The sequence below is a fragment of the Marvinbryantia formatexigens DSM 14469 genome, assembly GCF_025148285.1.
Taxonomy (GTDB): domain Bacteria; phylum Bacillota; class Clostridia; order Lachnospirales; family Lachnospiraceae; genus Marvinbryantia; species Marvinbryantia formatexigens.
In genome coordinates this window covers 3,875,789-3,900,896 of sequence record NZ_CP102268.1, presented here as the reverse complement: position 1 = coordinate 3,900,896, position 25,108 = coordinate 3,875,789, and the positions used below count along the sequence as shown (strand labels likewise).

The 25,108-nt window shown below is 48.5% G+C and carries 25 protein-coding genes; 2 read left to right on the top strand and 23 right to left on the bottom strand.

Annotated elements, in window-relative coordinates:
- Positions 1–78: 78 nt before the first annotated feature.
- From NQ534_RS18165 to NQ534_RS18105, 13 genes are all read right to left on the bottom strand, one after another.
- Positions 79–1,500 (bottom strand): ABC transporter ATP-binding protein, encoded by a 1,422-nt coding sequence (locus NQ534_RS18165; protein ID WP_006864423.1) that lies wholly within the window; start codon positions 1,498–1,500, stop codon positions 79–81.
- Entirely contained in the window at positions 1,497–2,195 is a 699-nt protein-coding gene (locus NQ534_RS18160; protein ID WP_006864422.1) for an energy-coupling factor transporter transmembrane component T, read from the bottom strand. Before NQ534_RS18160 ends, NQ534_RS18165 begins: the two co-directional genes overlap by 4 nt.
- 2 nt (positions 2,196–2,197) lie before the next feature.
- Positions 2,198–2,806, bottom strand: a complete 609-nt coding sequence (locus tag NQ534_RS18155; protein ID WP_330371661.1) for an MptD family putative ECF transporter S component — start codon at positions 2,804–2,806, stop codon at positions 2,198–2,200.
- Between the two features lie 180 nt (positions 2,807–2,986).
- Positions 2,987–4,909 carry a serine hydrolase domain-containing protein gene (locus NQ534_RS18150; protein WP_006864420.1) on the bottom strand — a complete coding sequence of 641 codons (1,923 nt, stop codon included), beginning with the start codon at positions 4,907–4,909 and terminating at the stop codon, positions 2,987–2,989.
- Positions 4,910–5,196: 287 nt separating this feature from the next.
- Positions 5,197–5,859 carry a hypothetical protein gene (locus tag NQ534_RS18145; RefSeq protein ID WP_006864418.1) on the bottom strand — a complete coding sequence of 221 codons (663 nt, stop codon included), beginning with the start codon at positions 5,857–5,859 and terminating at the stop codon, positions 5,197–5,199.
- Complete coding sequence (locus tag NQ534_RS18140; RefSeq protein WP_143115722.1) at positions 5,850–6,359, bottom strand: flavodoxin family protein; 510 nt, start codon at positions 6,357–6,359, stop codon at positions 5,850–5,852. The genes NQ534_RS18145 and NQ534_RS18140 overlap by 10 nt, the downstream gene beginning before the upstream one ends.
- Positions 6,360–6,418: 59 nt before the next feature.
- Positions 6,419–6,856, bottom strand: coding sequence for a hypothetical protein (locus tag NQ534_RS18135; RefSeq protein WP_006864416.1), 438 nt, complete (start codon positions 6,854–6,856; stop codon positions 6,419–6,421).
- Between the two features lie 59 nt (positions 6,857–6,915).
- Positions 6,916–7,275 carry a hypothetical protein gene (locus tag NQ534_RS18130; RefSeq protein WP_143115723.1) on the bottom strand — a complete coding sequence of 120 codons (360 nt, stop codon included), beginning with the start codon at positions 7,273–7,275 and terminating at the stop codon, positions 6,916–6,918.
- Between the two features lie 308 nt (positions 7,276–7,583).
- Complete coding sequence (locus NQ534_RS18125) at positions 7,584–8,444, bottom strand: CPBP family intramembrane glutamic endopeptidase (protein ID WP_198140208.1); 861 nt, start codon at positions 8,442–8,444, stop codon at positions 7,584–7,586.
- A 142-nt stretch (positions 8,445–8,586) separates the two neighbouring features.
- Positions 8,587–9,222 carry a TetR/AcrR family transcriptional regulator gene (locus NQ534_RS18120; RefSeq protein ID WP_006864411.1) on the bottom strand — a complete coding sequence of 212 codons (636 nt, stop codon included), beginning with the start codon at positions 9,220–9,222 and terminating at the stop codon, positions 8,587–8,589.
- A 230-nt stretch (positions 9,223–9,452) separates the two neighbouring features.
- Positions 9,453–10,430: a virulence RhuM family protein gene (locus NQ534_RS18115; RefSeq protein ID WP_334292667.1), complete on the bottom strand. Its 978-nt coding sequence runs from the start codon at positions 10,428–10,430 to the stop codon at positions 9,453–9,455.
- Positions 10,431–10,550: 120 nt separating this feature from the next.
- Positions 10,551–11,291, bottom strand: a complete 741-nt coding sequence (locus tag NQ534_RS18110; RefSeq protein WP_006864409.1) for an acyl-[acyl-carrier-protein] thioesterase — start codon at positions 11,289–11,291, stop codon at positions 10,551–10,553.
- 29 nt (positions 11,292–11,320) lie between these two features.
- Entirely contained in the window at positions 11,321–12,256 is a 936-nt protein-coding gene (locus tag NQ534_RS18105) for a LysR family transcriptional regulator (protein ID WP_006864408.1), read from the bottom strand.
- A gap of 163 nt (positions 12,257–12,419) precedes the next feature.
- On the opposite strand from NQ534_RS18105, the gene NQ534_RS18100 reads away from it, so the two are divergent.
- Complete coding sequence (locus NQ534_RS18100; RefSeq protein WP_176944179.1) at positions 12,420–13,736, top strand: aminomethyltransferase family protein; 1,317 nt, start codon at positions 12,420–12,422, stop codon at positions 13,734–13,736.
- A 142-nt stretch (positions 13,737–13,878) separates the two neighbouring features.
- Here NQ534_RS18100 and NQ534_RS18095 read toward each other — a convergent pair whose 3' ends face one another.
- The 6 genes from NQ534_RS18095 to NQ534_RS18070 form a co-directional block, all read right to left on the bottom strand.
- Complete coding sequence (locus tag NQ534_RS18095) at positions 13,879–14,664, bottom strand: alpha/beta hydrolase (protein ID WP_006862644.1); 786 nt, start codon at positions 14,662–14,664, stop codon at positions 13,879–13,881.
- 6 nt (positions 14,665–14,670) lie between these two features.
- Positions 14,671–15,033: a metal-dependent transcriptional regulator gene (locus NQ534_RS18090; RefSeq protein ID WP_006862643.1), complete on the bottom strand. Its 363-nt coding sequence runs from the start codon at positions 15,031–15,033 to the stop codon at positions 14,671–14,673.
- A gap of 148 nt (positions 15,034–15,181) precedes the next feature.
- Positions 15,182–16,003 carry an ABC transporter ATP-binding protein gene (locus NQ534_RS18085; protein ID WP_006862642.1) on the bottom strand — a complete coding sequence of 274 codons (822 nt, stop codon included), beginning with the start codon at positions 16,001–16,003 and terminating at the stop codon, positions 15,182–15,184.
- Between the two features lie 13 nt (positions 16,004–16,016).
- On the bottom strand, positions 16,017–17,048 hold the full coding sequence (locus tag NQ534_RS18080) for a FecCD family ABC transporter permease (protein ID WP_006862641.1): 1,032 nt from the start codon (positions 17,046–17,048) through the stop codon (positions 16,017–16,019).
- Positions 17,045–18,058: a FecCD family ABC transporter permease gene (locus NQ534_RS18075; RefSeq protein ID WP_006862640.1), complete on the bottom strand. Its 1,014-nt coding sequence runs from the start codon at positions 18,056–18,058 to the stop codon at positions 17,045–17,047. Before NQ534_RS18075 ends, NQ534_RS18080 begins: the two co-directional genes overlap by 4 nt.
- 12 nt (positions 18,059–18,070) lie before the next feature.
- A complete protein-coding gene (locus NQ534_RS18070) occupies positions 18,071–19,084 on the bottom strand; it encodes an iron-siderophore ABC transporter substrate-binding protein (RefSeq protein ID WP_143115724.1) in 1,014 nt (337 codons plus the stop codon).
- Between the two features lie 196 nt (positions 19,085–19,280).
- Here NQ534_RS18070 and NQ534_RS18065 point away from each other — a divergent pair, with 196 nt between their 5' ends.
- On the top strand, positions 19,281–20,345 hold the full coding sequence (locus NQ534_RS18065) for a helix-turn-helix transcriptional regulator (RefSeq protein WP_006862638.1): 1,065 nt from the start codon (positions 19,281–19,283) through the stop codon (positions 20,343–20,345).
- Here the strand turns inward: NQ534_RS18065 and NQ534_RS18060 are convergent.
- The 4 genes from NQ534_RS18060 to NQ534_RS18045 form a co-directional block, all read right to left on the bottom strand.
- Positions 20,274–22,004, bottom strand: coding sequence for an ABC transporter ATP-binding protein (locus NQ534_RS18060; protein WP_006862637.1), 1,731 nt, complete (start codon positions 22,002–22,004; stop codon positions 20,274–20,276). The two genes, NQ534_RS18065 and NQ534_RS18060, sit on opposite strands and share 72 nt — an antisense overlap.
- Positions 22,001–23,743 (bottom strand): ABC transporter ATP-binding protein, encoded by a 1,743-nt coding sequence (locus tag NQ534_RS18055; protein ID WP_006862636.1) that lies wholly within the window; start codon positions 23,741–23,743, stop codon positions 22,001–22,003. The genes NQ534_RS18060 and NQ534_RS18055 overlap by 4 nt, the downstream gene beginning before the upstream one ends.
- An 87-nt stretch (positions 23,744–23,830) precedes the next feature.
- Positions 23,831–24,454 (bottom strand): TetR/AcrR family transcriptional regulator, encoded by a 624-nt coding sequence (locus NQ534_RS18050; protein WP_006862635.1) that lies wholly within the window; start codon positions 24,452–24,454, stop codon positions 23,831–23,833.
- 269 nt (positions 24,455–24,723) lie between these two features.
- Positions 24,724–25,101: a HEPN domain-containing protein gene (locus NQ534_RS18045; RefSeq protein WP_006862633.1), complete on the bottom strand. Its 378-nt coding sequence runs from the start codon at positions 25,099–25,101 to the stop codon at positions 24,724–24,726.
- Positions 25,102–25,108: the final 7 nt, after the last annotated feature.

Below are 25,108 nucleotides of genomic sequence, written 5' to 3'. Positions count from 1 at the left end.
TCCCATTTCAATTATCCCGTCCCTTTTGCCAGCCACCCTGTCACGGTGGCGGCGCCGTTTTTCAAATACGGAAGACGCTCATTTCACGAATGATGCAGACCTGCCGTCCGCCGCCTCCTGTAATTCCAGCAGGCGGTCGCACGCCTCCTGCATAAATTCCCTGTCGTGGGAAATTACCAGCACGATCCTCCCCTGCTGCGCCAGACTGCGCACAACTGCGCTTACCTGCTTCATATGCCGGTAATCCAGCCCGCTGGTCGGTTCATCAAAAATCAGAATCCGTTTTCCCGACAAAAGCGCCGTCGCCACCGCCAGACGCTGCTTCTGTCCGCCGGACAGTGCCATCGGATGGCATTCCTTAAAGGGAAGCAGCCCGAACCGGTCAAGAACAGCCTCTATCTGCTCGCCGGAAACGCCGCCCGCCGCCTGCTCACATTCGTTCCGGACACTGTCATAAAAAAGCTGATGATTTACATCCTGCATCACAAGAAAGCTCTCCCGGCGGCGCGCCCTCTCGCCCAGAGGAGCGCCCTGCAGAGAGATTTCTCCCTGCCGCTGCTTCATCAGCCCGCACAGACAGCGCACCAGCGTTGTCTTTCCGATTCCATTATGTCCGGTAACCGCCAGCACCTCGCCCGGCTTTGCAGAAAAGGACAGCCTGCTGATTACATCCGCTTCCTTTTTATAGCCGCAGCACAGCCCCGAAACCGTCAGCCCCTCTCCGTCCTTTTCCGTGCGTGCCGCCGGAAGCGACAGCTCTGTCTCTTTAAGGCTCCGCAGCCCCATCGCCCGGCGCTCCTCCTCCGTAAGAGCAAGGAACTCCCCGCGCGAAAATTTCCGTTCCAGCCTGCCCCTGCAAAAATACAGCGCCTCATCGATGACATCCGTCAAAAAGTAGAGACGGTGCTCCGCGATCAGCACGGTATGCCCCTGCTCCTTTAAGAGCTGAATCTGCCGCTTCAGCCGCCCGATTGCCTGCGCATCCAGATTCGCCGTCGGCTCATCCAGCACATAGATTTCCGGATTCATGGCATACACGCTGGAAAAAGCAAGCATCTGCTTCTCCCCGCCGGACAACGTAAAAATATTCCGGTGAAGCAGCCCGCCGATTTCCAGCTCCCGGACGGTCTGCGCCATCCGCTGCTCCATCTGCTCCGGCGCCGTTCCCTGGTTTTCCATGCCGAAGGCAAGCTCGCTGTCCGTATCCAGATTAAAAAACTGGCTTTTGGGATTCTGGAACACGGAGCCGACCTTCTTTGCAAGCTCATAGAGCTGCATATTCTTCACTTCCATCCCGTCCACCAGCACGCTGCCCTGCAGACGGCAGCCCTCCGTAAAATGCGGAATCAGCCCGTTAATCAGCTTTGTTACCGTTGTTTTCCCGCAGCCGCTCTCCCCGCAGAGCAGGACGCACGCCCCCGGCTTTACGGAAAAGCTGACCTGCCGGAGCGTATCTCCCTCTTGTGTATAACAAAAAGATACCTCAGAAACATCTATCATCTTCCCACCCCCTGCAGCAGAAACATGGCCGCCGTAAAAAGCGCGCCCAGTGCCGTCAGCGCCCAGTCCCACGCCGTAAAATGCAGCCGTATCATACTGGTTTTCTTTGCCGGGTCTTCGATTCCCCGCGTCACCGCCGCCGCTGACAGCTCCTCCGCCGTGGCGGTGGCGGACACCATCAGCGGCACAAGCAGCGCCTCGATTTTATCCACTCCGCTGATGCTGCGCAGCCGCATGGCATCCCGGATATGCCCCGCCTCCTCCCGGATTGCCGGAAAATAGCGCAGCGTAACGCAGATGGGAATAATCAGCTTCTGCGGCACATGCAGACTTCGCAGCGCCACCGTCAGCTCCCGCAGGGAAACCGTATGAATCAGAAGGCTTCCCACCATCAGACAGGGCAGCATTCTTCTGGCATAAGCGGCAAAAATAGAAAAGCTGGTCGCAATGATTTTCGGCGATACCGGAAGAATATACCGCTGCAGGCACCAGATACCCGCATAGACCAGCAGCCATTTTATGCCGGAGCGCCGCTGCCCGCAGGCAAAAAGCAGGCAGGCGAGCACCCCGATCCAGGTAATTTCCAGATAAACATTATTTCCGCCGAACGCGATAATATTGGCAAAGACAAGCAGAAGCAGTCCGGCTCTTGGGTCCGGTTTTCTGCACCCGCCCGCTGTTTTCTCTGTGCCCATATTCAGACCATCCCGGCTTTTTCAAAATGCTTTTTAAACATCCGCTTTGTGAAAACAGAGCCGACAGCCGCCCCGATGACAGGCGCCGCTATCATGACAGCCAGCATAGCCGGGGAAGACAGCTTCTCCAGTGTCGCCACGTAATCGGCGGGCATTCCCTGCTCCGAAATCTGCGCCAGAAAATCGCTGCGCATTACCCAGACGGGCAGCGGCGAACCGGTCATTCCCAGGGAAAAGCAGATAAACGCCGCGACATTTCCTGCAAAGCTTTTGTAATGCGTCAGCGCACGGCACAGCTCTGCGAGCGCGCAGGCAATCACAAAGGTCGCCAGAATCAGCAGCGTAAACTGTCCGGTCGCAAAATAAATCAGTCCCGTGATGATTCCCATCAGCAGCACAGCGCCCGGCTTTTGCACCTTCGCGCACATGAGCAGAAACGGAATCCCGGAAAACAGCGCGATAAGCCCCGGCATCAGAATCCACAGCAGCGGATGAAACCCGCTAATCAGCATAAACGCGAAATTAATCACAAAGTAGAGTGCGGAAAAAATACCCGTCGTAATCAGATCACGCCCGGTCAGCATTTTTCCATTTGTTGTTTTTGACATCATCTGTATCCTCCTCTTTTGGTTAGCTTTTTCTAACCATTGCTCTGGAAAAAAAGCGGTCTCCCGCTCTTTCCAGATAAGAATATCAGATGCTCTCTGTTTTGTCTGTCCCGTTTTGTCCGCTCTGTCCCGATGCGACAAAACTTCTCTCCCCAAAAAACGAACATATATCACCGCTCCACACTAGCATCCCCAAAACTGATAGAAATGCCAATATAAAACATTTGCTACTAAAAGGATGCCACTTATCCTTGTGATAAGAAATCCTGCTTTTTGCCGTAGTCCTTTTCCACGATTATGCTTATTGGAAAATATCTGCATTTTCTCGGTATGTTCCTTATCTATGCCGTTAAATAAGCCAAACACCAATGTCACTATTTCCGCAAGTGAGAAAACAATTATCATCACGCACTTTACAATAACCTGCCCTTTGGTTAAACTGCCGCCCATCAGCGGCGGTAAAATGAGCCAGTAAATCAATACGGATGCAAGCACTATAAACAACTCCGCCAATAACTGATACCGCTTCTTTTTCCATACATCAGTCTGCTTAAACCTGTGCAGCGTAACTCCATGCACAATAAGCATAATGAGCGTCCAGAAAGAGGACAGTACAAACAGGCAGAAGAAAATAATCTTGATGACAAAGAGCATGGTATTTTCTTTTTGAAAATCCATCCCCGTCATGTGCTGCAGAGCAACTACATTTCCGTTTTCGTCCCTTTGTATAGAGAGATAGGTTTTTAAGCCGTTTCCATCATCCATGATGCAGGCATCTTTTGAAATCTGCGTTACTGTACCAACCATAGCCGCTGTAAAGTTACCCTCAGTTTCGCCTTTTGATATAGGGAGCAGACCGCTAATCATGCTATATAGCTTGGTAAAACTGCTCTTATAATTTGCTCTGCTGTTGAGGTAAATTCCCGCTATATCATCGTATGTAAATCCTGTTTCCTCTTTGCAATCCCCATATACAAGGCTTACAAGACCATAATTATAGGTGGTTTCTCCCACTTCATTTGTCATGACCACTATACCTGTCCCACCATCTGTATCAAGCACCAGATTAGCGGAAAAACCTGTTGTATTCCCTGCATGACCGATGAGGGTTACTCCGTATCTCTGCGAAAATAATCCGTGGCATATCCGAGGTGTGTCTGTCCCACTAAATGTGAGCGTTGGAGAAAGCATTACAGAAAGGGTATCTGCCCATGTAAATAATGGACATTCCGAGCCGTCCTGCAGAAAGGCTTTTGCAAACCGTACAAGGTCACTCATTGTTCCAGTAGCCGAGCCTGCGGGATAGAGCAGGATATACCGTCTGCACTCTCCGTAATCTTCATATTCACCTTGCACATTATAATAAGCATTTATCTTTTCCCTTTGATTCTCTACCCAGGTATTGTCGCTGCAATCTGGCTTAATAGTGGTATGCTCCATACCGAGCGGCTCAAAAATATTTTCATACACATAGTCCGCATAGTCCATCCCACTGACATATTCCACAATATATGCCGCCAGAGCTGCGCCCCAATTTGAATAGGATACGACAGTTCCCGGCTCATAAATCTGTGCGGGAGCTGTAGAGAGCAGCGCATCCTTCAGGCTGATAATTTTTTCTTTGTCCGTCACTTCCACATCCCACACAGTTTCTTGAAATCCTGCGGTGTGGTTCATCAAGTGAAGCATGGTGATTGGTTCTTTGTAAGACAGATTGGATAAGAACCCGTTTGGCAGATAAGTTCGGACATCTGCATTCAAATCAATCTTTCCCTGCTCATAGAGCTGCATCACACTTGTCCAAATAAGCATTTTAGAAATCGAGCCCCATTCATAAACGGTATCTTCGTCCGCCTTAATGTTCTCTTTCGTATTTGCATCTCCATAAATTACGGATGCAATATCATTCGTTCCACTAAAAACAGTTATAGAAACAGAAGAAGTCGTTTCTTTACGAACTTCAATATAATCCTCTATCTGCTTTTCTAAATCGGAATAGGCAATACCCGATGGCGTCTGTTCATTATTTTCAGCAGCAAACACCGTTGTTGTTCCTGACATCATCAATAGAAGTATTGTCAATACTCCTGCAATCATTTTTCGCATTTATTTTCCTCCCAATACTTCGGCTCTTTAGGCATTGCGATGGTACGATAAGATAAAGCCAAATCCCAATTTTTTGTTCTAAGTAACTCCCCGACAAACGGGAATTTAACCTTTCTTTTTACCCAAACAGGCACAGGCAAATGCAACAAATAATCCCAGTAATATCCATGAAAATGCCGCACTAAAAAAAACAAAAAGCATTTTCAATTCCTCCTTTCAAATTTCGATTTCTCACAAGTCTGTCGGCTCTGTGTCTTAGCGTCCGGCTCTTTGTTAATGTAGTTGTTTTAAGAAATCCATGTATAAGGTTTAGCACTCAATTTCCCTTTACAGCCAATTCGTTTTGCAATTATATTCATAAACCATTTTTGAATATATTTTCCCGTTTTTTCAAATTGGCGGATTTGTTTTTTGGATAAATACTCCGGGCTGGCAAATTGTGAAAAAATCTTCGGTTCAAAATACCCATATTGTGCGAAACAGTTTCCAATATCGACAAACGGCTGAACCATTTTTTCTCCCAGTTTATTTCCAAGAAGTCCAACTCCGAACATATCTCCCCGAATAAAAGTCCCTCCATACTCACACCCTAATTTTCCCGGCAGGGTTTTCAGAAAACTTTCACAGCATCTGCTTTGGGACGCTTCCGGGAAACCGCCTTGTATGAGAAAAGAAAGCCGGGTATCGGGACAGGTTTTAGGAGATAAACTTTCTAAAAATTCTAGCATAATACCAGGAACATTTTCAACATAAAGAGGTAAAGCAAACAAAATTTCTTTGTTGTTGTAAAAAGCGTTTCTTGCTCTGCTCCATTGTGTTCTGTCCGAAAGATACCAAACCTCTACGGTATTATTATCAATCTGAAATCCTTTGCAAAATGCAGCAATAATTTTTGCGGTATTGCTTTTGGTCTGTGAACGTGCCGCACCACTGATAATTGTTAAGTGCATAGTGAAACCTCCCCACATTTTTCAATCGGAAAAGCACCAATACTTACTCCGTTGAAATTCAATGCAAACCGTTCTAACCATTGCTCCATATACTTCATATCCACAACGCCGGAATATACAATTCCAAATTGGAACTTCTTTTCATAGCGTGGAATATGTCGCATTTGCCCGTTTATGATATGAGTATACATAGTGGCGAGCGGCAGCATTCGGTCAACAATATTTTTTGCCTTATAATTGATAAATCCTAACGAAGTATCGGAAATAATAATCGTTGTATCATGTTGCAGACAGGCTTTCAGTATCTTTTCATAGTCGTCTTTTATCGCACAAATTCCCGGTGTCTTTAACCAACAGGCATTGCACCCGATACATGGAGCTATTTTCATTTCCATTGTATGAAAAATGGTATATAGGGACGTTTGAGCAGATAAATTTCTGATAGCTTCTTTTGCTAATGGATCATTTTTTTCTAAAGTATTGATAATCAACAGGCTCATTTTTTCTCCCATCCAAAATTCGAACTTCACTTTTGATTAGTTTTTCAACAAATCGGAAGTTACGTTGTCAATATCTTTTCCGTTTCAGTTATGTCTTTTTCAATTAGCGGACGCATACTGTCCTTGTACTTCGATAAATCTGCGCTCCGCAAACATGATAATATTACTGGAATATATTGCGGCTTTGCTGAACCAACCTGTGCAAGCGCCTTTATGCACTGTCTGGCTGTAATTGGCTTTTCATCCGTTATATGTGCAAGAAAATCGGAAATTATCAAGTCGAAACGGTTTTCTTCGTCCCATTGAGCATTTGCTGCAAGAATATACAATGCTCGATTTCTCACCAATGATTTTGGATGATTAAGCAAAGAAGCAAATTCATTAAAATATTCGTACCATTCATCGGTTTCCAAACTTTCGGATATGATTTTATCAGCAAGAGCGCAAGCATACTTATCGTCTTTTACTGTCAACTTTGCTACAATATTTTCTTTCATGGCTATCTCCCTAACTTTCGATTTTTCGTTCTCTCAATTCCCCGACAAGTGGGAATCTATTATTCGGCATATATTTCCAAAAATGACGTGATTTTCCCATATGTGTATTCGCCCTCAATCAGACCAAACTCTGGGTCATAATATTTATCATCATAAAACAATGTCCAATGGGTATATCCCGCATCCATATGGACTGTCAAAATCGAATAATTATAGGGAACAGGATTCTTTTTTGAAATACGCTTGTTTTTTTCTGCGTGTCGAATACCATAAAAGTCAAGTATCTCGATCAGTTGACCGATACTTGTGGCACCGTCTGTTTTCATGTCTATGATAACTTCATCGACACTTTTTCCTGCAATCATGGCGATGCAAGCCTGTCCACATGTAAAACAAGTAGGCTGCATAATCAATTCCATATATCGTGCCTCCATCAAATTTTAGGTTGTCGCTACTTTTTCCATTTTGTCTGTGTATCTCTCACTATTATACAATCGAGCAATTTACTGCTCTCCTATGAATTTTGAAACAGCTTCTTTGGCAAGCCTTTCTTTGCTTTCTTTCACGGCAATACTACACCGTATTCCTTGAACAATAAGATACACTGCGAGAAGGAGCAAAATTTCTCCAACAATATATATCCACATCCGCTTATACCAAACTGATTTTAGATAGTATCTGAAATACCCTCATTCCTTTTTGAATTTTCTCTAAATTACTCATTCCTTTATCTTCCTTTCTCTGCTGACATTTTTTCAACAAACTTATTTCTTATCCATACGGCAATCGGCGTGATGACCAGATACAGAGCGGTCAAAATCACAAAAAAACCTATATCCGCATCCAGAAATACATAAATGATATTAAAGCCAAAGTGCAGCAATACCGAATAAAGCAGGTTGTTATGCCGTTCCAGAAAAATATTCATCAGTATGGTAATGGATGTAATCACAACTATGTTGGAAATAATATAAGGGATTGCCCTCCAGTCGGTAAAATCCGAATCCACTACCCAAAGCAAAGTATGCCAGAAGCACCATACCAGTCCCTGACAGACAGAGGATTTCAAAAAGCCATACTTTTTATTAAATTCCTCCCGCATAAAACCACGCCATCCCAGTTCTTCCCCTGTCGGTCCCGAAGTCAGGGAGAGAAAAATGCTGAGCGGCAGCGCTGTGGTTCCCAGATCGATGTAGGACAGCATCGGCTTTCCCTTCATAATGGAATAAAGGAACAGCGACAACACGCTGATACCAAAGGTAAGGGCAAAGGAGAGCAGCAGTGGAAGCAGCTTTACTTTTCCAGAAAAACACCGCTTTACAAAAGCCGTTCTTGTTTCATCGGGTCTGAAATATTTCCACCCAATCAAAAGCAGATATGTCGGAGACCATGCGATAAGGTTTCGAACAATCCACATGATAACAGGCGGTGCATGAAAGACAAGGCTTGCCGGGCCTGCCACAAAAATAATGAGCGCCCAGACGAGGATATAGGAACTGATGATATATTTCTTCAGATAATTTGGTTTCATCTCATTTACTCCCCTGTCTGCTTTGTGAATCGATTTCTTTTTTTCTGCAAATGTCATATTCATGACCCCCTTCTATCATTATTTTTATGGGAAACGCATCTTTATAGACCGTCCGCCTGTCGGTTATATGTTAAAAAATAAAGGAATCAGATGTCCTTATTCCCTTATCTTTCTTTTTTATCATACTTTCCATATATCGCTATGAATTTTCTCCAAACAACGGTCGAAGGATGTTCTCCATACTCCCCTGCTCCATGTTTAAAAGACGTTCTATGTTATAAATAAATGCTGCTATCTTCTTTTTCTTTTCTTCCTCATTGTATTCCATGAGGTCATCAAATGCTATGTAGGAATATAGAAACGTCATTTCTGCAGCTTCCTCCGGATAATCTGTCTGACATATCCCCTGCGTGATACCGTCCGTAATTAATGATGCAATAAGCGGTGTGACTTCAGACAATAGTTTTTTCTGTATTTTCTGGTGCATAAGAGCATTTTGCGGTTTATGCACCTGTTCCAGAATTTCATGTTCAAAACTGCCGTCACTTATATTAAGTGCAAGCATCATCATAGTAAAACGCTGTAACACAGGTATATCCTTTTGCTCCACGATGGATTTGGCTTTTTCAAGTATTTGCTCTGTCATGCGGTCAATCAAAGCATCCAGGATTTCTTCTTTGGACTTAAAATGATAGTAAAGCGTACCTCTTGCAATACCAATTTCCTTCAGAATATCATTGGTACTTGTGGCATCATAACCTTTTTCGCCAAATAATCTCCCTGCAACATCCAGTATTTCGTTTTTGCGCTCTTCTGCTTCTTTTACTATACGCATCTGTTACACGCTCCCAATACACCTCGCAACCGACAAGTTGTCGGTTATTATTCTATCATGGAACTTATTCCTTGTCAAGCACTGTATTTAAGCGCCCTCTTCCCGTCCCAGAAGTTCTGCCGCCGCACAGGGAACCTTATCATCGTTCACCGCCAGAAGCGAAAGCCTTCTGCCGTCCCTGTCAGCCTCCCGGAACTGCGGGAGATATTGCTTTTTCAGATGACTTTTTCTTACTTCTTTTCGGTTTTCTGTTCCAACATTTTAATAGCATTCAAATAATCTGTTTCTACTTCGCTAAGCGTTTTAGCTTTGTATTTTTTATACTCATCCGTCGCTTTATCTACAGCCTGCTTATGCGAAATACTTCCCTTTCCATGCAATAACTGTTCTCCGCTTACAGTGAGAATACGGTCCAAATGGTCTGCCCAATCTTTCATGGTCATTGCCTGTTCACGCTCTGCCTGACGTTCCGCAAAATCCAAATATCCAGATACAAGCTGGCCCATCGCACGAAGTTCTTTTTCATCCAGATAGTTTTTGGCCACAACTGCTTCTTTCAACGTCGGCTGTTTTCCTGCAAATGTAGTAAGTCCCATGAAATCCTTCTCCGCATCTGCTCTTGTATAAATAACCTCAGCTGCAGTTTGTCCATGAATCGCATAATGAATTTTATTTTGGACTTTTTTGAAAAATTGAATGGAGATTTCAGCTTTTGGATCATAGTCAATGCTGGTTGCATAGATTTCCAGAACCTGTCTGTAAAATACTTTTTCTGAAGCACGAATATCTCTGATTCTTTCAAGTAATTCCCTAAAATAGCCACCGCCACCTAAGTTTTTCAGACGTTCATCATCCATAGCAAATCCTTTTTTCATATATTCCTTTAAAATATTTGTTGCCCAGATTCTAAACTGTGTACCACGTTTGGATTTTACACGATAGCCAACGGAAATAATGACATCCAAATTATAATAACAAATCTCTCTTGTAACCTGTCTGTCACCTTCTATTTGAACTGTTGTAAAAAATGCAACAGTTCCCTCCCGAACAAGTTCTCCCTCTGAATAAATATTTTTTATATGTCTGGAAATCGTCGATTTATCTCTCTGAAGCAATTCAGCCATTTGATCAATAGATAACCAGACCGTATCTTCATCAAAGGTTGTTTCAATCTTAGTCAGACCATCTTCTGTAGTATAAATAATCATGTGTGATTTTTGATTTATATTATTCTGGCTGTTCACTTTATTCCTCCCCATAATCTTCCGATTTTCCTAATATCAGCAAATCACTTTATTTGTTCGTCCAGCTTTTATACGCTACGTTTTTTAAGCGCCCTCTTTCCGTCCCAGGAGTTCTGCCGCCGCACAGGGAACCTTATCGTCGTTCACCGCCAGAAGCGAAAGCCTTCTGCCGTCCCTCTTTTTATAAACATGAAGGACTTCTTTCTCATAGCATTGTCTCAGAAAATGAAGCTCCAGCTCTTCAATCTGAAAATTCTCATAAAAGCCGCTGTCTGACGCGTTTAAAAACAAATCGACATATTTCAGATTCGTCATGTGTCCGGTCTTATCCAAATCCGTATATCGTATCTTATGGGTATATGCGTACTCCATCCCTGCCATCTCCGTCGGCAGCTTCCGGAATTCCGGCATCGCAAGGTCTCTGTTTTCCGCTATATTCGCCGGAAATTCAATTTCTTTGAGGCGCACCAGCCTCTTTTTCTCCAGATGATAAAGACAGCACTCCAATGTTCCTCTGGCATATTCCTCCCCGTCTCTGGAAATGCGCAGATTCTGATGGATAATAGAGGACAACTTCCACTGGGGCACCCAGGTCTCCAGCTTTATCTCGCCAGTAAAATCAGCCTTTTTGAATACCTGCATCCGGTATTTCGTATACATCCACACAATACCGTACTTCTCCGGTATCGTGTCGTTTCCCTTTCCCAGATTATGCATATAATGCGTCGCCATATCCTGGAAATAATTCATGTACCCGCGCAGCCCCACATAACCGTCCCTGTCAGCCTCCCGGAACTGCGGGAGATATTGCTTTTCAAAAATCATGTTTTATACACCATCCTTTATCATTTAAATTACTGCCGGACCTGCAGGAAGCTTTCCTGAATTACCGGATGCGGTCTGTTCGCTGTCACTGCAGCCCGGACAAATTGTGAAATTAAAGGGTTATCATTATCTGTCCGGTAATACAGACACATATCAATCAGGCAATCCTCATCCATCAACGGCAGGAATTTTAAATACGACCTGTCCATATGGCGAAGCCCATAAGGAAGAATACTGATACCGCCATGCTTTCTGAGACTGATGCCAACCGTATCCACCTGCTGTGCAATCAAAAAATCCTTCGGATAAATACACCTCTTCGCCATAAGAGCTAAAAGATGACGGTTATATCCACTGAAAACACTGTTTTCAAAATCAAAAGAAATAATCTGCTCTCCATGTATCTGCTCAAGAAACAGCGAATCATACTTTGCAAGATGGGAATCCTTCAGACAGACTACAGCAAACCGTTCCTTTGCAAACGAAGCATACCGGATATGATCATCCACATCCAGAATTTTCATATACAGCAGAATATCCGATTTTCCGGACATAATATCCTGCATTCCTTCCGGCGGCTGACAGGAAAAAATCTGTACCTCGGCATCCGGATGGTCTTCCATAAACAGCTCAACCCCAGGCTCCATAAAATCCTCTGTCCAGTAGTACGGACTGCTGATTCGCAAAACCCCCTGTTTCCCGGCAGATAAGGAAATTGTCTGTTCTTTTATTGTCATATAATTTGTCAGCAGGGCACACAGTGGTTCATACGCCGCCTCGCCCGCAGGCGTAAGCGAAACATTCCTGGTATTCCGGTACAAAAGTTTTCCGCCCAGTTCTTCTTCCAGTGCCGCAATATGGCGTGTCAGAGCCGGCTGGGTGACATAGGTCAGTTCGGCAGTTTTTGAAAAGCTTAATGTTTCCGCCAGAATAACAAATTCCCGGATATAATCTATCTTAATCATAGGTTCCCTCCTCCGGCTTCATTTTAGCACGACGATTTCTGCTTTACAATAAATTATTCCATTTTTTGAAATAATCCTTTAAAAACGGCATTTCACAGGGTCTTATTTTCTGCTTATAATCAAACTATCAAAAAACTGTTTGAAAACAGAAGGGAGAATGACAATGATTTTTTCATCGGACAGCAATGTATTTAAAGGCGCACAGACCAGTATGACCATGATGGGAGCAACACTTCCTTATGTCTACACCAGCGCCAGGGATGAGTATCTGGCAGGAAGAGAATCTGCCTGGCTTGGAATTACTCTGAATGTAACACCTATATATGTTCTTTCAGGACCCGACGCAGCCACACTCTTAAACCGGGTATGTGTAAACCGCGATTTTTCACTGATGCAGGAAGGCATGAGCAAACATGCACTAATCTGCAATGAAAACGGTCATTTGATTGCCGACGGCGTAATTATGAAGGAAGAAGGAACCGTATACAGAACCTACTGGCTCGCTCCCGTCCTTGAGTATTATGTAACCACGAGCGGTCTTGACGTTCAGGGAACCTATGTGCAGGACGAATACTTTTTCCAGATTGATGGTCCGAAATCCCTGGAAATCCTGGAAGAAGCAACACAGACTGACCTGCATGATATTAAATTCGCCAAAAATAAAAAGGTACAGATTTGCGGCACCGAAATGACTGTACACCGCCTCGGCATGTCAGGCTGTCTCGCCTACGAAGTCCACGGCAAGGCAGAATACGGCGAAAAAGTTTACACAAAAATCCGCGATGTATTAGAATCCTACGGCGGACGTCCGCAGGGAATCGGAAGCTATGGAATCATCAACCATACTACAGCAGGATATCCAAACCAGATGCAGCATTTCCTCTATCCTTATGAAGAGTGTAATCCGGAGCTCGGTGCATTTATGAAACAGCGCAGTATGCCGCTGACCCCTTATGGGAGCAACTCAGATTACATAGAAGATTATTACGTATATCCTTATGATATCGGCTGGGGATATCTGATTAACTACAATCATGATTTCATTGGAAAAGAAGCGCTTCTGAAAGTGAAGAGCAATCAACCCAGGAAGGTTATAACACTGGAATGGAATGCAGACGATGTTGCAGATGTGTTTGCTTCAAACTTCCGTGGCAAAGATGTCGAGCCCTATGATTCGATTGAGACTCCGACAGACGGCGATATGATACATATGCTTTTACGCGGTGACCAGGTACTGAAAAACGGACAGAAAATCGGCATGGCTGTCGGAAGAACCTGGGCCTACTATGAAAGAAGAATGATTTCTCTGGCTTACATAAAACCAGAATTTGCCATAGAAGGTGAGGAAGTTGTCGTTCTCTGGGGAGATAAGGGACACCGGCAAAAAGAAATTCGTGCAAAGGTCGCCCCATTCCCTTATTATAATGGTGATTTCCGGAATGAGACCTTCGATACGGAAAAAATCCCCCGTCGCTTCTAATCTCTTTGCCTGCTCAGAAAGTTCCGGAAGGCTGCCAGCATACAAAAATGCGGCAGCCTCTTTCCTTTCTCATGGGAGCTGTGCTTATCTGCGTCAGAAACAGACAGAAATTGGCGTCGATACGCCTAATATTTTTCTTTCCTCACAGGTGAAGCAGCCCGCAGCAGCTTTTTACTTCCTCCGCCCATTTTTCCGGGTAGCTTACCAGAAGCTCCTCGTGCTGCAGCTCCTGTCTGCGGATGTCCGGCTGGCGGAAATGCTTCTGATACCGCTGAAGATATTCCTCACCCATCTTCGCGGCATAGAAGCAATGTATCGTCGTTCCCGGCACAGAAATATCCGTCTCCAGCGGCGTCACCAGGTCTGAATAAAACTGGCGGCGGATGCTTCTCACTGTCACGAAGGACATCCGGGTGCTTCCGACGCCAAACATCTCCAGCATCTTCTGATAGTATTCCTGCTCCTTGGGCGGTTTTTTCTCCAGTCTTTTTTTCATAAAGCCAGGCAGCGTCCCCTTCCGGAACATTCTGGCAAGAATCCCCGAAATAAGGGCGGCTTCCAGCCCCGCCTTCAGCGCACCTGCCTGGTCCAGGTCAGAGCTTCCGAGAATCCCGTGCTCAATCTGTATTTTTCTGCGCTGGATGAGAAGCCCCACAAAGGAGCCTCCCAGCGAGCAGCCGTATGCGGCGCAGATGCGCCCGCCGAATTTTTTCTGTATATAGCTCTCCAGCCTTTTCGTCTCCGTAAGCATATCCGGAAATTCTGTCTGCTCTGTCTCGTCAAATCCGTCGTAGGATACGCAGACTACCTGAAAGACGTCCGTAAGCAGCGGAATCACCCCGCCAAAATTTGCCTTCCAGTGACAGCAGGTGCCCGGTAATAAAAAAATAACCGGGTTTTCTTTTTTCCCAAGCCGGTAAAATTTCATGGTCTGTCAGCTTCCTTTCTGTATCATCAGTTTTTTGATTGCCTCAAAGCTTTTCGGACTGATGGCGTGCTCCATACGGCAGGCGTCCTCCGCCGCCGTTCTGCTGTCCACGCCCAGCTCCTCCAGAAGCTGCTGCAGTGTGGCATGGCGCGCATAAATATCCCTGGCAATCGTCTCTCCCGCCTCCGTCAGAAAAACCGCCCGGTTTTCATCCATGCGGATATACCCCTCTGTTTCCAGATTTCTGAGATACACAGAAACCGTCGGCCGCGAGATTCCCAGCTTCTCTGCAATATACGAACCGTGTACCTCACCTTTTTTCGAAAGCATGTAAATCGTTTTCAGATAATCCTCCGTCGCCCGTTTCATAGCTTCCCCCTTCCCTCCTGTAAAATAAGCGCATCCTCACGCTCTTCTGTTGCAAAATGGCGCCTGCCAACCATTGGTTAGCAGGCGCTAACTGTATGCATTATAGCACTGCAGTCTTTCATTTGTCAACATCGCGGATAAAATCCCCTTATCTTACATGATACCTTCCCTTCGGAAGAATATAGGGTGACGCGGACACCGGGTCCTTTTCAACAAGACAATTTAAATGAAAGGTCTCCCAGATCAGCTTTTCCGTAACAATGTCCTCCGGCGTTCCCTCCGCAATCAGTCTGCCGTCCCGCAGCGCGAACAGATAATCCGCATAGCGCGCCGAAAGGTTGATATCATGCAGCACCATGACAATCGTCGTCTTCCGCGTCCGGTTCAGCTCCGTCAGCAGATCCAGGATCTCCACCTGATAGGTGATATCAAGATAGGTGGTCGGTTCATCCAGAAACAGGATGTCTGTCTGCTGCGCCAGCGTCATGGCAATCCACACTCTCTGACGCTGCCCGCCGGACAGCTCCTCCACATTCCGGTCAGCATACTCCGCGACGCCCATCATTTCCATCGCCTCATCCACCGCCTCATAGTCCTCCTTCGTCATCCCCCGGAACGCCTTCTGGTACGGATACCTTCCCCGCGCCACCAGGTCGAAGACCCGGATACCCTCCGGCACCAGCGGAGACTGCGGAAGCAGACCGATTATCTGCGCAAGCTGCTTCTGCTGTATGCTTCCATAATTTTTCCCGTCCAGAAGAATCTCTCCCTGCATGACCGGAATCAGACGCGCGAACGCCTTCAGCAGCGTGCTTTTCCCGCAGCCGTTCGAGCCGATAATCACGGTAATCTTATGGTCCGGAATGGTAATATTCATATCCTTTACAATGACTTTCTTGCCGTAGCCCACCTGAAGCTGCTCCGCTTTCAGTACATGGTCCTTTGCCGTTTTCCTGTTTGCCATATCCATTTTTCGTCTCCTGCTATCCCGCTTTTCTGTTCATCCGCATCAATAAATAAATCAAATAGGGCGCGCCGATAATTCCGGTGATGACGCCGACCGGGTATCTTGTCGAAAACGCAAACTGCCCCGCCGCTTCCCCCAGAAGCACGATCACCGCTCCGGTCATTCCCGCATGAAGAGCGCCCGTTCCGCCTGTCTTCAGGATGCGTGCCGCAATCGGACCGGACATAAACGCCACCGATGAGAGCGGTCCTGTCACCGCGGCGGCGCCCGAACAGAGTATGACAGCACTGTAAATCAGCAGCATCCGGGAGCGCTTCGCACGCATTCCCAGAAGCACAGGCAGCTCCTCGCCCAGCCCCAGAAGCTGCTGCTCCCTGGAGAGCGCCAGAATCACCGCCGTGCACAAAAGAACAATGCCGCCAAGCAGAGGTACATCCTTCATCCGCGCTCCGTTGAGACTGCCGGAGAGCCAGCGCAGCGCGGCGGAGACATCATAATCGGAGGTTTTCAGAATCACAAAATTAATCACCGCCTGCAGCATCGCCTGGATGCCGATTCCGGTGAGAATCATCTTATTTACCGCATCCCTGCGCCGGGCGGCGGGAAGCAGAATGACCGATGCGGCACAGATACCTCCCGCCATCGCGAGCAGCTCTGTCTGCAGCCCGTCCAGGTTCCACACCATCATCGAGACGATGGCGGCGGCGCTGGCTCCGGTCGTAACGCCCATCACGTCCGGGCTGGCAAGCGAATTGCGCATGATTTTCTGAAAGGTATTTCCGGCAATTCCAAAGGCAAAGCCCGCCAGCGTACCCACCAGCACCCGCGGTACGCGTATGGTGCGAACTGCATAGGCCGCGCCCCTGATGTCCTCTCCGAGCAGCACCCGCAGGACCGTCTGCAGGGAGTACGACTCATCCCCGTGCATCAGCAGAAAAACGGACAGGATGGCCCAGATTGCCAGCAGCCCGGCAAAAAACCGGATTTCCCGCTGTTTTCCCGCGCGGAAGCACTCCTTTGCAATACTTCTCTTTTCACTGTTCTTCATTTTCCGACCTTCGCTTTCCCTACGATTGCAATAAAGACGGGCGCACCGATAAACGCCGTCACGATGCCGACCTCCATCTCTCCCGGACGGCCGAGATATCTGCCGGCGACATCCGCCAGAAGCAGCAGAACCGCACCATCCAGCGCAGACAACGGCAGCAGCACCTTTAAATCGTTCCCGCAGAAAATGCGCACGATATGGGGAATAATCAGCCCGACAAAGCCTATCGGACCGGCGACTGCTGTCGTAGCGCCGCAAAGCAGCACGCTCGCCGCCGCTGTCAGCGCCCGCACCCTGGGAACATTGACGCCAAGCCCCATTGCGATATCATCGCCCAGCGCCAGCACATTTAAAGAAGGCACCAGCACGATTGCCAGAACCATCCCCACCGCAAGGAACGGCAGTACCATCCGGATACCTTCCCAGGAGCCTCCGCCGATGCTGCCGGTCTGCCAGAAGCGGAACACCTGCATCACGTTCGTCCGCGGCAGCATGACCGTACTGATCAGGGATGAGCAGGCGGTACTGACCGCCGCGCCGGAGAGCGCCAGACGGATGGGGCTTGCGCTTCCGGCATTTATGGTTCCTCCCGGCGTAAAGGACGCGATGCCGAAAACCAGAAACGCAGTCAGCGCCGCGCCCAGAAGCGCGCAGACAATATACTGCGCGGTGGTGTGTATCCCCAGAAATGCGATACCGGTCACCACAAAAAGAGACGCGCCCGTATTCACGCCCAGAATCGAAGGGTCCGCGATCGGATTTCTCGTGATGGTCTGCATAAGACAGCCGGCCGTCCCCAACGCACAGCCGGCAATCAGTCCCAGGACCGTCCTTAAAATTCTTTTCTGCAGTATCGGCAGATACAGCGAATCCGTATCCGCTCCCGTTATCGTTTTCATCAGATCCGGCAGGGGAATGTTTCTGGCGCCGACTGCAAACGACAGCAGGACGGCGACGCCCAGCAGAAATATACTGATTATTGCAAAAGAAACTGTTCTGCCGTGTTTCATAAGGCTCTCCTCTTATTCCACTTTCTCTGCCGCGGCGCTGATGACCTCCAGATACTCATCGATGGTCGCCGGAATGGAAAGCGGCGTCGGTGTGCAGGATGCGGCAATCAGAGAGGTATCGTTGGAAAGAAATACCACAGAACCGCGCGCAACCGCCGGCACCTGGCTGATCAGCGGGTCCGCCTGCAGCGCCTCCAGCGTATCGCTCTCTCCCCACGTTACGATTAAATCCAGATTATTCAGCACATCAATGTTTTCCGAGCTGATGGTCATAAAGAAGAAGCTTCCATCATCCAGTGCCCGGATTTCCTCCGGCAGCTCCAGCCCCAGGTCCATCAGATATGATGCGCGCGGATCCTTCGGCATATACACGTTAAACGAGCCGAGATTGGTCGTATCAAAGTAGCAGTATGCCGCCGTCAGTCCCTCTATTTCCGGATGCTCCGCCGTTTTTTCCGCAATCAGCGCCTCCAGGTCATCTACCAGCGTCTGCGCCTCCGCTTCCTTTCCCAGAGCCTTCGCATTATCCAGCGTCATGTCCTGCCAGGTGGTCGCCCAGGCTTCTGTCGTGTAGGCAACGGTCGGCGCGATCTCACTGAGCTGCTCATATTCTTCCGCCGATATTCCGGAATATACCGCCAGAATCAAATCCGGCTGGGCATTGTTGATTGCCTCGAAATCCAGCCCGTCTGTATCGTCAAATACATTCGGCTCTTCCACGCCCAGTCCGGTAAACGCCTCATTTGTCCAGGAAAACAGACCGTTTTCATCCGTCGCCCCGTAGGTGGGCTTCGATACGCCGACCGGCGCGATGCCAAGAGCTAACGGCACATCCAGGTTTCCCCAGCCAATGGTAACGACTCTTTCTGGCTGCTCCTCTATCACAGTCTCCCCCAGCGCATGCTCAATCGTCACCGGGAACTGCACCGCATCCTCCGCTGCCTGCACTGTATTTCCTGCGAAAAGAAAAACTCCGCAAATGCCCGCCATAAAAAATCCTTCTGCAAATCGAATCGCTTTTTTCAATATTTTTGCTCCTCTCCATAATGTTTATAGTTAGTTATTACAAACCACAGGCTACATTATAACATCACAGAACGCTTTTACAAGCCATGCACCCATTATCATTATAGTTGCACCCGAAATGATTATATGTTAGAATATACTAACCCATTGATATGTCACCGGAATGAGCGGACCGCAATTACGCTTTTCAGACAATATGGAGAATTTTCAGACGCAGCTTATGGAACATCTGCAATTATATGCCAGACGGCATAACGGACATTTTACTTTATATACAAATCCGGAGCACCCGGATTACGGGCATATGTATCTCTTTGAGCAGCCGGGCAGCTACTTTCTGATGACGGGAAGCTATACGATTTCCGAGGATTTTTCGCTCCCGTTCCATCTGGAAAAAACGCTGCTTCATTTTGGCAATTTCCACACTGGCGCCGCCCTGTACCAGCTCGACGGCAGAGCGCCGGCAAAATCCACGCCCTGCTCCTTCCTTGCGGTGGAGCAGAACCTGCACGGCATCCAGCACTGGAAAAAGGGCGACCACTATTACGGCATCGAGCTGATTGTCTACGAAGACTATCTGAAAAAGCTGGGCGCCTCCCGGCTTCTGGAGGCAGACTTTCTGTCCGCTTTCCGCCCGGATTATACGTACCGCTATCTCCCGGAGGACGTTTATCAGATTCTGGAAGAGCTTATCCGGCTTATCCGGGAAAAACGGCTTTCGCCTCTGATGCTGGAGGGAAAACTGCTGGAATGCCTCGCTCATCTGCAGCAGGAGGTATACAGCAGCGAAAACGGCTTTCTGAAGCAGCTTGATTACGGAAGAATCCGGATTGGGAAAAACCGCTCCTTCCAGCTTACGCTCCCGGATCTGCGCGCGGTGCATAAGGCGCATGAGATTATCCGCCTGAACGCCGTCAATCCCCCTACGATTATGCAGCTTGCCGCGATGGTCGGCATCAGCGTCCAGAAGCTGAAGGCTATCTTTCATCACCAGTATCATATTACCATCGGCGCCTATATCACCTCGGTCCGTATGTCCTGCGCCGCGCGCCTGCTTACCACGACGCAGCTCTCCATCCGGGACATCGCCTGGCAGACCGGCTATCAGCAGAGCGCAAATTTTGCCCGTATGTTCCGCAAAACATACGGGCAGTCTCCGGGAGAGTTCCGCAGCAGAGCCAATCCTGCTTCAGAGCTTCCAGCCGGCAGCCTCCCTGCGTCCGAGGACGAAATCGGCGTAAATACCCGGCTGCCCGATTAAATCCTGATGTTTCCCCTGCTGCACGATGCGCCCGTCATCTACCACCAGAATCTGGTCGGCGTTTTTCACGGTTTTCAGGCGGTGCGCAATCATAACAATGGTTTTATCCCTTGTCAGCGCCTCGATTGCCTTCTGGAGACGGTCCTCGTTCTCCGGATCCACATTGGCGGTCGCCTCGTCGAGAATAACGATGGGCGCATCCTTCAGCATGGCGCGGGCAATGCTGATGCGCTGCTTTTCCCCGCCGGAAAGAGTGGCGCCGCCCTCGCCTATCACAGTCTGGTAGCCGTCCGGGAGCGCTTCGATAAAATCATCGCAGCACGCTTTTCTCGCCGCCTCCGCCACCTGCTCATGCGTGGCGTCCGGTTTTCCGAATTTAATATTATTCTCGATGGTATCCGCAAATAAATACACGTTCTGGAACACCATGCTGATCTGATTCATCAGCGACTCCAGCGTATAATCGCGCACATCCCGTCCGCCGATTTTCACGCAACCGCTGTCCGTATCCCAGAAACGGGCAATCAGATTGACCAGCGTTGTCTTGCCGGAGCCGGAAGGACCGATGACCGCCGTGGTGGTTTTATCCGGCAGCGTCACGCTGATTCCGTGGAGAATTTCCCTGTTTTCATACAAAAAGTGAACATTTTCAAAAGTAATCTCATGATTTTTGGGCGAAAGCGCCTCTCCCCGCTCATCCATCTGCTCCATATGCTCCGTCTCCAGCGTCCGGTCGATGCCCGATGCCGCCAGCCGCAGCATGGTAACACCCATGCCGAACAGCTTGATCTGCCCGAACACCAGGAAGGACATGACAATGCTCATCAGCGCACCGGCAAGCGTCTGGGTGCCGTTTATCCAGCAGAGAACTGCCGCCAGCATCATTCCGGTTCCGGCAACCTGCAGTATCAGCTCCTGCAGGATACTGTAGGGCGTGAGGAGCTCCTCCATTTCCAGATTGCTTCTGCGGCTGTATTCCAGCGCATCCTGCAGCTTCTTATCGCCCCGGCCGCTCAGATGAAAGGATTTTACAACACTCATGCCCTGCACATATTCGAGCACCGCGGCGGTTAATTCCGTCTGGGATTTCTGGGCGTCCGGCGCAATGGCGGCGGATCTGCGCTGCATTGAGGATAAAACCGCGAAATACAGAAGCATCCCCGCCAGCGCAATCAGACCGATGCGCCAGTCGAATACCAGAAGCATGGCGGTAAATACAACCGTGCCAATCAGACCGCCCAGGATATTGACCAGGACCATCGGCACCATTGATTCAATATTTCCCAGAACCGTGGTGCAGACGCCCGTCACCTCTCCGAGACTGTTCTCATTGAAAAATCCCATCGGCACGCTTTTTAACCGGTTTCCGATGGTGATGCGCTCATTCGCCGCCATAAAATAGCCGGCGTGCGTCTGCTGCATCTTGGATACACTGGTCGTAACGCCGCAGCCGATAACGCTGACCAGCATCAGAGCCAGAGCCGTCCATGCCGGCTGCGTTCCCCGCTCTCCCTCCGTCAGCGCCAGAATGATAAAGTAGATTGCTCCCACCTCAAACATATGAAACACCGCGTTCAGAAAGCTGACCGCTACTGACTTATTAATATTTTTCCGCTCACTTCCGGCAAAATCCCAGATTTTTTTAAATGCTCCGATCATCTGACGTCACCATCCTTTGCTCCGATATGCGCCTGCCACATAGATTCATACAGCGGGCAGGTCTTTCTCAATGCTTCGTGCGTTCCCGCCGCTTCAATCTGACCGTCCTTCACCACCACGATCTGGTCTGCATCCGTAATGGTGGAGAGCCGGTGCGCAATCACGATCACGGTTTTTCCCTGCACCAGCCGGGCGATTCCCCGCTGGATGACCGCCTCGTTTTCCGGGTCTATGTACGCCGTCGCCTCGTCGAGAATGACAATGGGCGCATCCTTCAGCATCGCCCTGGCGATGGCGATCCGCTGACGCTCACCGCCGGAGAGGTGCGCGCCGCCTCCGCCCACTTTTGTCTCATAGCCGTGCTCCAGAGCGCGAATAAAGCCGCCGCACCCGGCTGCCTCCGCTGCCTCCTCGACCTCCCTGTCCGTGGCGGATAGCCTGCCCATACGGATATTTTCCCGGATGGTATCGTCAAAGAGATAATTATCCTGCGATACAAACGCGATTCTCTCATAAAGCTGCGCAAGCGGTATCCGGCGCTCCTCTGTGCCGCCGATGGATACGCTGCCCTGCTCTGCGTCCCAGAAGCCTGCAATCAGCTTCGCAATCGTGGATTTTCCGCTTCCGGAGGGTCCCACCAGAGCAGTCATGCTTCCGGCAGGGATGGACAGGCTCACATCCTTTAAAATATTCTTATCTGCATGATAGCCGAAGGATACGTGGGAAAGCACGATATCGTTGCCGGAAATCTCTGCGGTATCCTCCGCGTGATGCTGCTCCGGCGCCTGCAGCAGCCCGTCCACCGTTTCCACGGTGGTGTTCACCTGCGCCAGCGTATCGACAAAATTCATCGCCGCCAGAAGCGGTCCGGCGACGCCGAGCGAGAGAATCACCGACGTGATAAAGGTCTCCACCGGCAGGCTTCTGCTCCGGTACATAAGCCATCCGGCAGGCAGAATCGTAATCAGCGTGGCAGGTACAATGGCGTAACCCATAGACATCCGGAACTGACACCGTTTCATCCAGTCATAGTAATACTGCGCGTTGGCTTTTACGCGGTCCGTAAATCTGGCATAGGAGGTTCTGCCCTGGTTAAACGCCTTGATAACCTCTATGCCGCCTATGTACTCCACAATGGTTCCGTTCATCTCCTGTGTGGTTCTGACCGCTCCCTCGTAATCTTTGGCATAAGTCCCCATAATCGACATCATGAACACCATTCCCACCGGAATGGTCACAAGCGACAGCAGCGCCATGCGCCAGTCCAGCGCAAACATGTAAATCAGAATCAGCACCGGTCCGGCAATGTTCGCCGTCAGCTCCGGCAGAAGATGGGCGAGCGTAGTCTCCATGCCCTCCACCTGGTCCACGATAATCTGCTTCATTTTCCCGCTGGACATATCCATGACGGTTCCCAGAGAAAGGCGCGGCAGCTTTTCCAGAATCCTCTGCCGGATGCTTTTTAGAATCGAAAAGGTTGCCCTGTGCGAGCGCGAGAGCGCCAGATTATAAAGCAGGGTGCGGGCGGCGTAACCTGCCAGCGCGATGCCCAGCCACGGCAGATAGACGGACAGCTCCCGCTCTCCCGCAAGCAGACCGATAATCATCTGCGCCGCCGCGTAATACGGCAGCATTCCCAGCGCCACTCCTGTGAGCGTGCATACAATGGCGAAAATCAGACCGCCATGCTCCTGTTTTCCCAGCTCCCAGACGCGTAGCAGCGGGCTTTGTTTTTTCATGTAAATTCCTCCTTTTTGAAGTTAGTTTTTGCTAACTTTTGATTTTATAAAAAGGCTGTTATCCGCTGCCGGATGCAGCCTGTTTTATCACGGCTCTTCCTTTGCTATCGCCTTAAACCCCGCATGGTGATATTTTCCAAGCATCCCGACGTATTTCTTTGCGTCCTCCCGGCTGATGTCGTGACGGATCACTTCGAAAATGCCTTCAAAGTAAGACGTCACCACCATGTGATACAGTTCCTTCGTCATCGCGGAGGAAATCTCCGGCTCGTAACCTGTGACCTCCATCCATTTATAGGTGTATTCCTCCTCTACCGCCACCAGAGAGCCTACGAAATTCTGGAATTTCGTCCCGTAGGAAGCGTCCAGCAGCAGCCGGAAGGCTTCAAAATGGTCGTAGATATAGTCAATCAGCTTCATCATTTCGTTGGAGGAATACTCTCCCATTTCTTCCTGCTGCCGCTCTTTCTCAAAGGAATGAAAGGTTTCCTGCACCGTCATAAACCGCGCCGAAAATTCCTGCGCCACCGGCTCCACGATTGCGCAGAACAGTCCTTCCTTATCATGAAAGCGCACATATATGGAGTTTGTGCTGGTCCCCGCCTGTTCTGCAATCGTGCGCAGAGAAGCGTCCGTATAACCCTTTTCCAGAAATTCCCTGACAGCGCACTCCAGAATCCTCTCCCGCACGCCCTCTACCCGTTTTCTCATCTGTTATCCTCATCTAAAATGCCGTGTATTTTCATCAATATCCTGCCGGTCCGCCCGGCCCTTTGCACCGGAAATAAAATCGTTTCTCTTTAAAAAACATCGTTTCATAACTACGTTATGAAATATATCATAAAAAATACCGCCTGTCAAGCGGCTGTAAATAAAATTCCATTCATTTTTTCTAACCCGTTTTTGTTTGATAAACTGTCCCCCAAAAAATTCTGCTCACCCTCTGACCATTTTCCCGTCAGTGGGTGAGCAGAAAATTTTTACATTTTATTTTGTGGTATTAAATAATTTTCAATCACTCCCAGAAATTCTTCCGCTTTTCCATACTGCTCCTTTGCGTCTGACTGCGAAACCACAAAAAAGTCTGAGTAATCTGTATTGTTTCTAATCTGGAAAGCCTGACTTAAATATTTTGAATATTTTTTGTCAAACTGTCCTGTTTTGATATATTCCTTCTGAAAATAAGAAATCACCCCGGCATGTTTGGAATAATCTATCCCGTCTTTCGCAAGTAATGCCCGGACAGCCGTAAACATTGCATAATAAGATCTTCCAATAGAATCTTTATAGCTTCCGTTTATAAGCAATATTTTCGCTGAATTCAGACGCTCTTTTGCACTTTCAAGGCGGTAATCCATTAATTCT

Excerpts from the sequence above, each read along its gene's own strand:
- NQ534_RS18165 (WP_006864423.1), bottom strand. The coding sequence starts at position 1,500 with ATGATAGATGTTTCTGAGGTATCTTTTTGTTATACACAAGAGGGAGAT.
- NQ534_RS18160 (WP_006864422.1), bottom strand. The coding sequence starts at position 2,195 with ATGGGCACAGAGAAAACAGCGGGCGGGTGCAGAAAACCGGACCCAAGA.
- NQ534_RS18155 (WP_330371661.1), bottom strand. The coding sequence starts at position 2,806 with ATGATGTCAAAAACAACAAATGGAAAAATGCTGACCGGGCGTGATCTG.
- NQ534_RS18150 (WP_006864420.1), bottom strand. The coding sequence starts at position 4,909 with ATGCGAAAAATGATTGCAGGAGTATTGACAATACTTCTATTGATGATG.
- NQ534_RS18145 (WP_006864418.1), bottom strand. The coding sequence starts at position 5,859 with ATGCACTTAACAATTATCAGTGGTGCGGCACGTTCACAGACCAAAAGC.
- NQ534_RS18140 (WP_143115722.1), bottom strand. The coding sequence starts at position 6,359 with ATGAGCCTGTTGATTATCAATACTTTAGAAAAAAATGATCCATTAGCA.
- NQ534_RS18135 (WP_006864416.1), bottom strand. The coding sequence starts at position 6,856 with ATGAAAGAAAATATTGTAGCAAAGTTGACAGTAAAAGACGATAAGTAT.
- NQ534_RS18130 (WP_143115723.1), bottom strand. The coding sequence starts at position 7,275 with ATGGAATTGATTATGCAGCCTACTTGTTTTACATGTGGACAGGCTTGC.
- NQ534_RS18125 (WP_198140208.1), bottom strand. The coding sequence starts at position 8,444 with ATGACATTTGCAGAAAAAAAGAAATCGATTCACAAAGCAGACAGGGGA.
- NQ534_RS18120 (WP_006864411.1), bottom strand. The coding sequence starts at position 9,222 with ATGCGTATAGTAAAAGAAGCAGAAGAGCGCAAAAACGAAATACTGGAT.
- NQ534_RS18115 (WP_334292667.1), bottom strand. The coding sequence starts at position 10,430 with ATGATTATTTATACTACAGAAGATGGTCTGACTAAGATTGAAACAACC.
- NQ534_RS18110 (WP_006864409.1), bottom strand. The coding sequence starts at position 11,291 with ATGATTTTTGAAAAGCAATATCTCCCGCAGTTCCGGGAGGCTGACAGG.
- NQ534_RS18105 (WP_006864408.1), bottom strand. The coding sequence starts at position 12,256 with ATGATTAAGATAGATTATATCCGGGAATTTGTTATTCTGGCGGAAACA.
- NQ534_RS18100 (WP_176944179.1), top strand. The coding sequence starts at position 12,420 with ATGATTTTTTCATCGGACAGCAATGTATTTAAAGGCGCACAGACCAGT.
- NQ534_RS18095 (WP_006862644.1), bottom strand. The coding sequence starts at position 14,664 with ATGAAATTTTACCGGCTTGGGAAAAAAGAAAACCCGGTTATTTTTTTA.
- NQ534_RS18090 (WP_006862643.1), bottom strand. The coding sequence starts at position 15,033 with ATGAAACGGGCGACGGAGGATTATCTGAAAACGATTTACATGCTTTCG.
- NQ534_RS18085 (WP_006862642.1), bottom strand. The coding sequence starts at position 16,003 with ATGGATATGGCAAACAGGAAAACGGCAAAGGACCATGTACTGAAAGCG.
- NQ534_RS18080 (WP_006862641.1), bottom strand. The coding sequence starts at position 17,048 with ATGAAGAACAGTGAAAAGAGAAGTATTGCAAAGGAGTGCTTCCGCGCG.
- NQ534_RS18075 (WP_006862640.1), bottom strand. The coding sequence starts at position 18,058 with ATGAAACACGGCAGAACAGTTTCTTTTGCAATAATCAGTATATTTCTG.
- NQ534_RS18065 (WP_006862638.1), top strand. The coding sequence starts at position 19,281 with ATGGAGAATTTTCAGACGCAGCTTATGGAACATCTGCAATTATATGCC.
- NQ534_RS18060 (WP_006862637.1), bottom strand. The coding sequence starts at position 22,004 with ATGATCGGAGCATTTAAAAAAATCTGGGATTTTGCCGGAAGTGAGCGG.
- NQ534_RS18055 (WP_006862636.1), bottom strand. The coding sequence starts at position 23,743 with ATGAAAAAACAAAGCCCGCTGCTACGCGTCTGGGAGCTGGGAAAACAG.
- NQ534_RS18050 (WP_006862635.1), bottom strand. The coding sequence starts at position 24,454 with ATGAGAAAACGGGTAGAGGGCGTGCGGGAGAGGATTCTGGAGTGCGCT.
- NQ534_RS18045 (WP_006862633.1), bottom strand. The coding sequence starts at position 25,101 with ATGGATTACCGCCTTGAAAGTGCAAAAGAGCGTCTGAATTCAGCGAAA.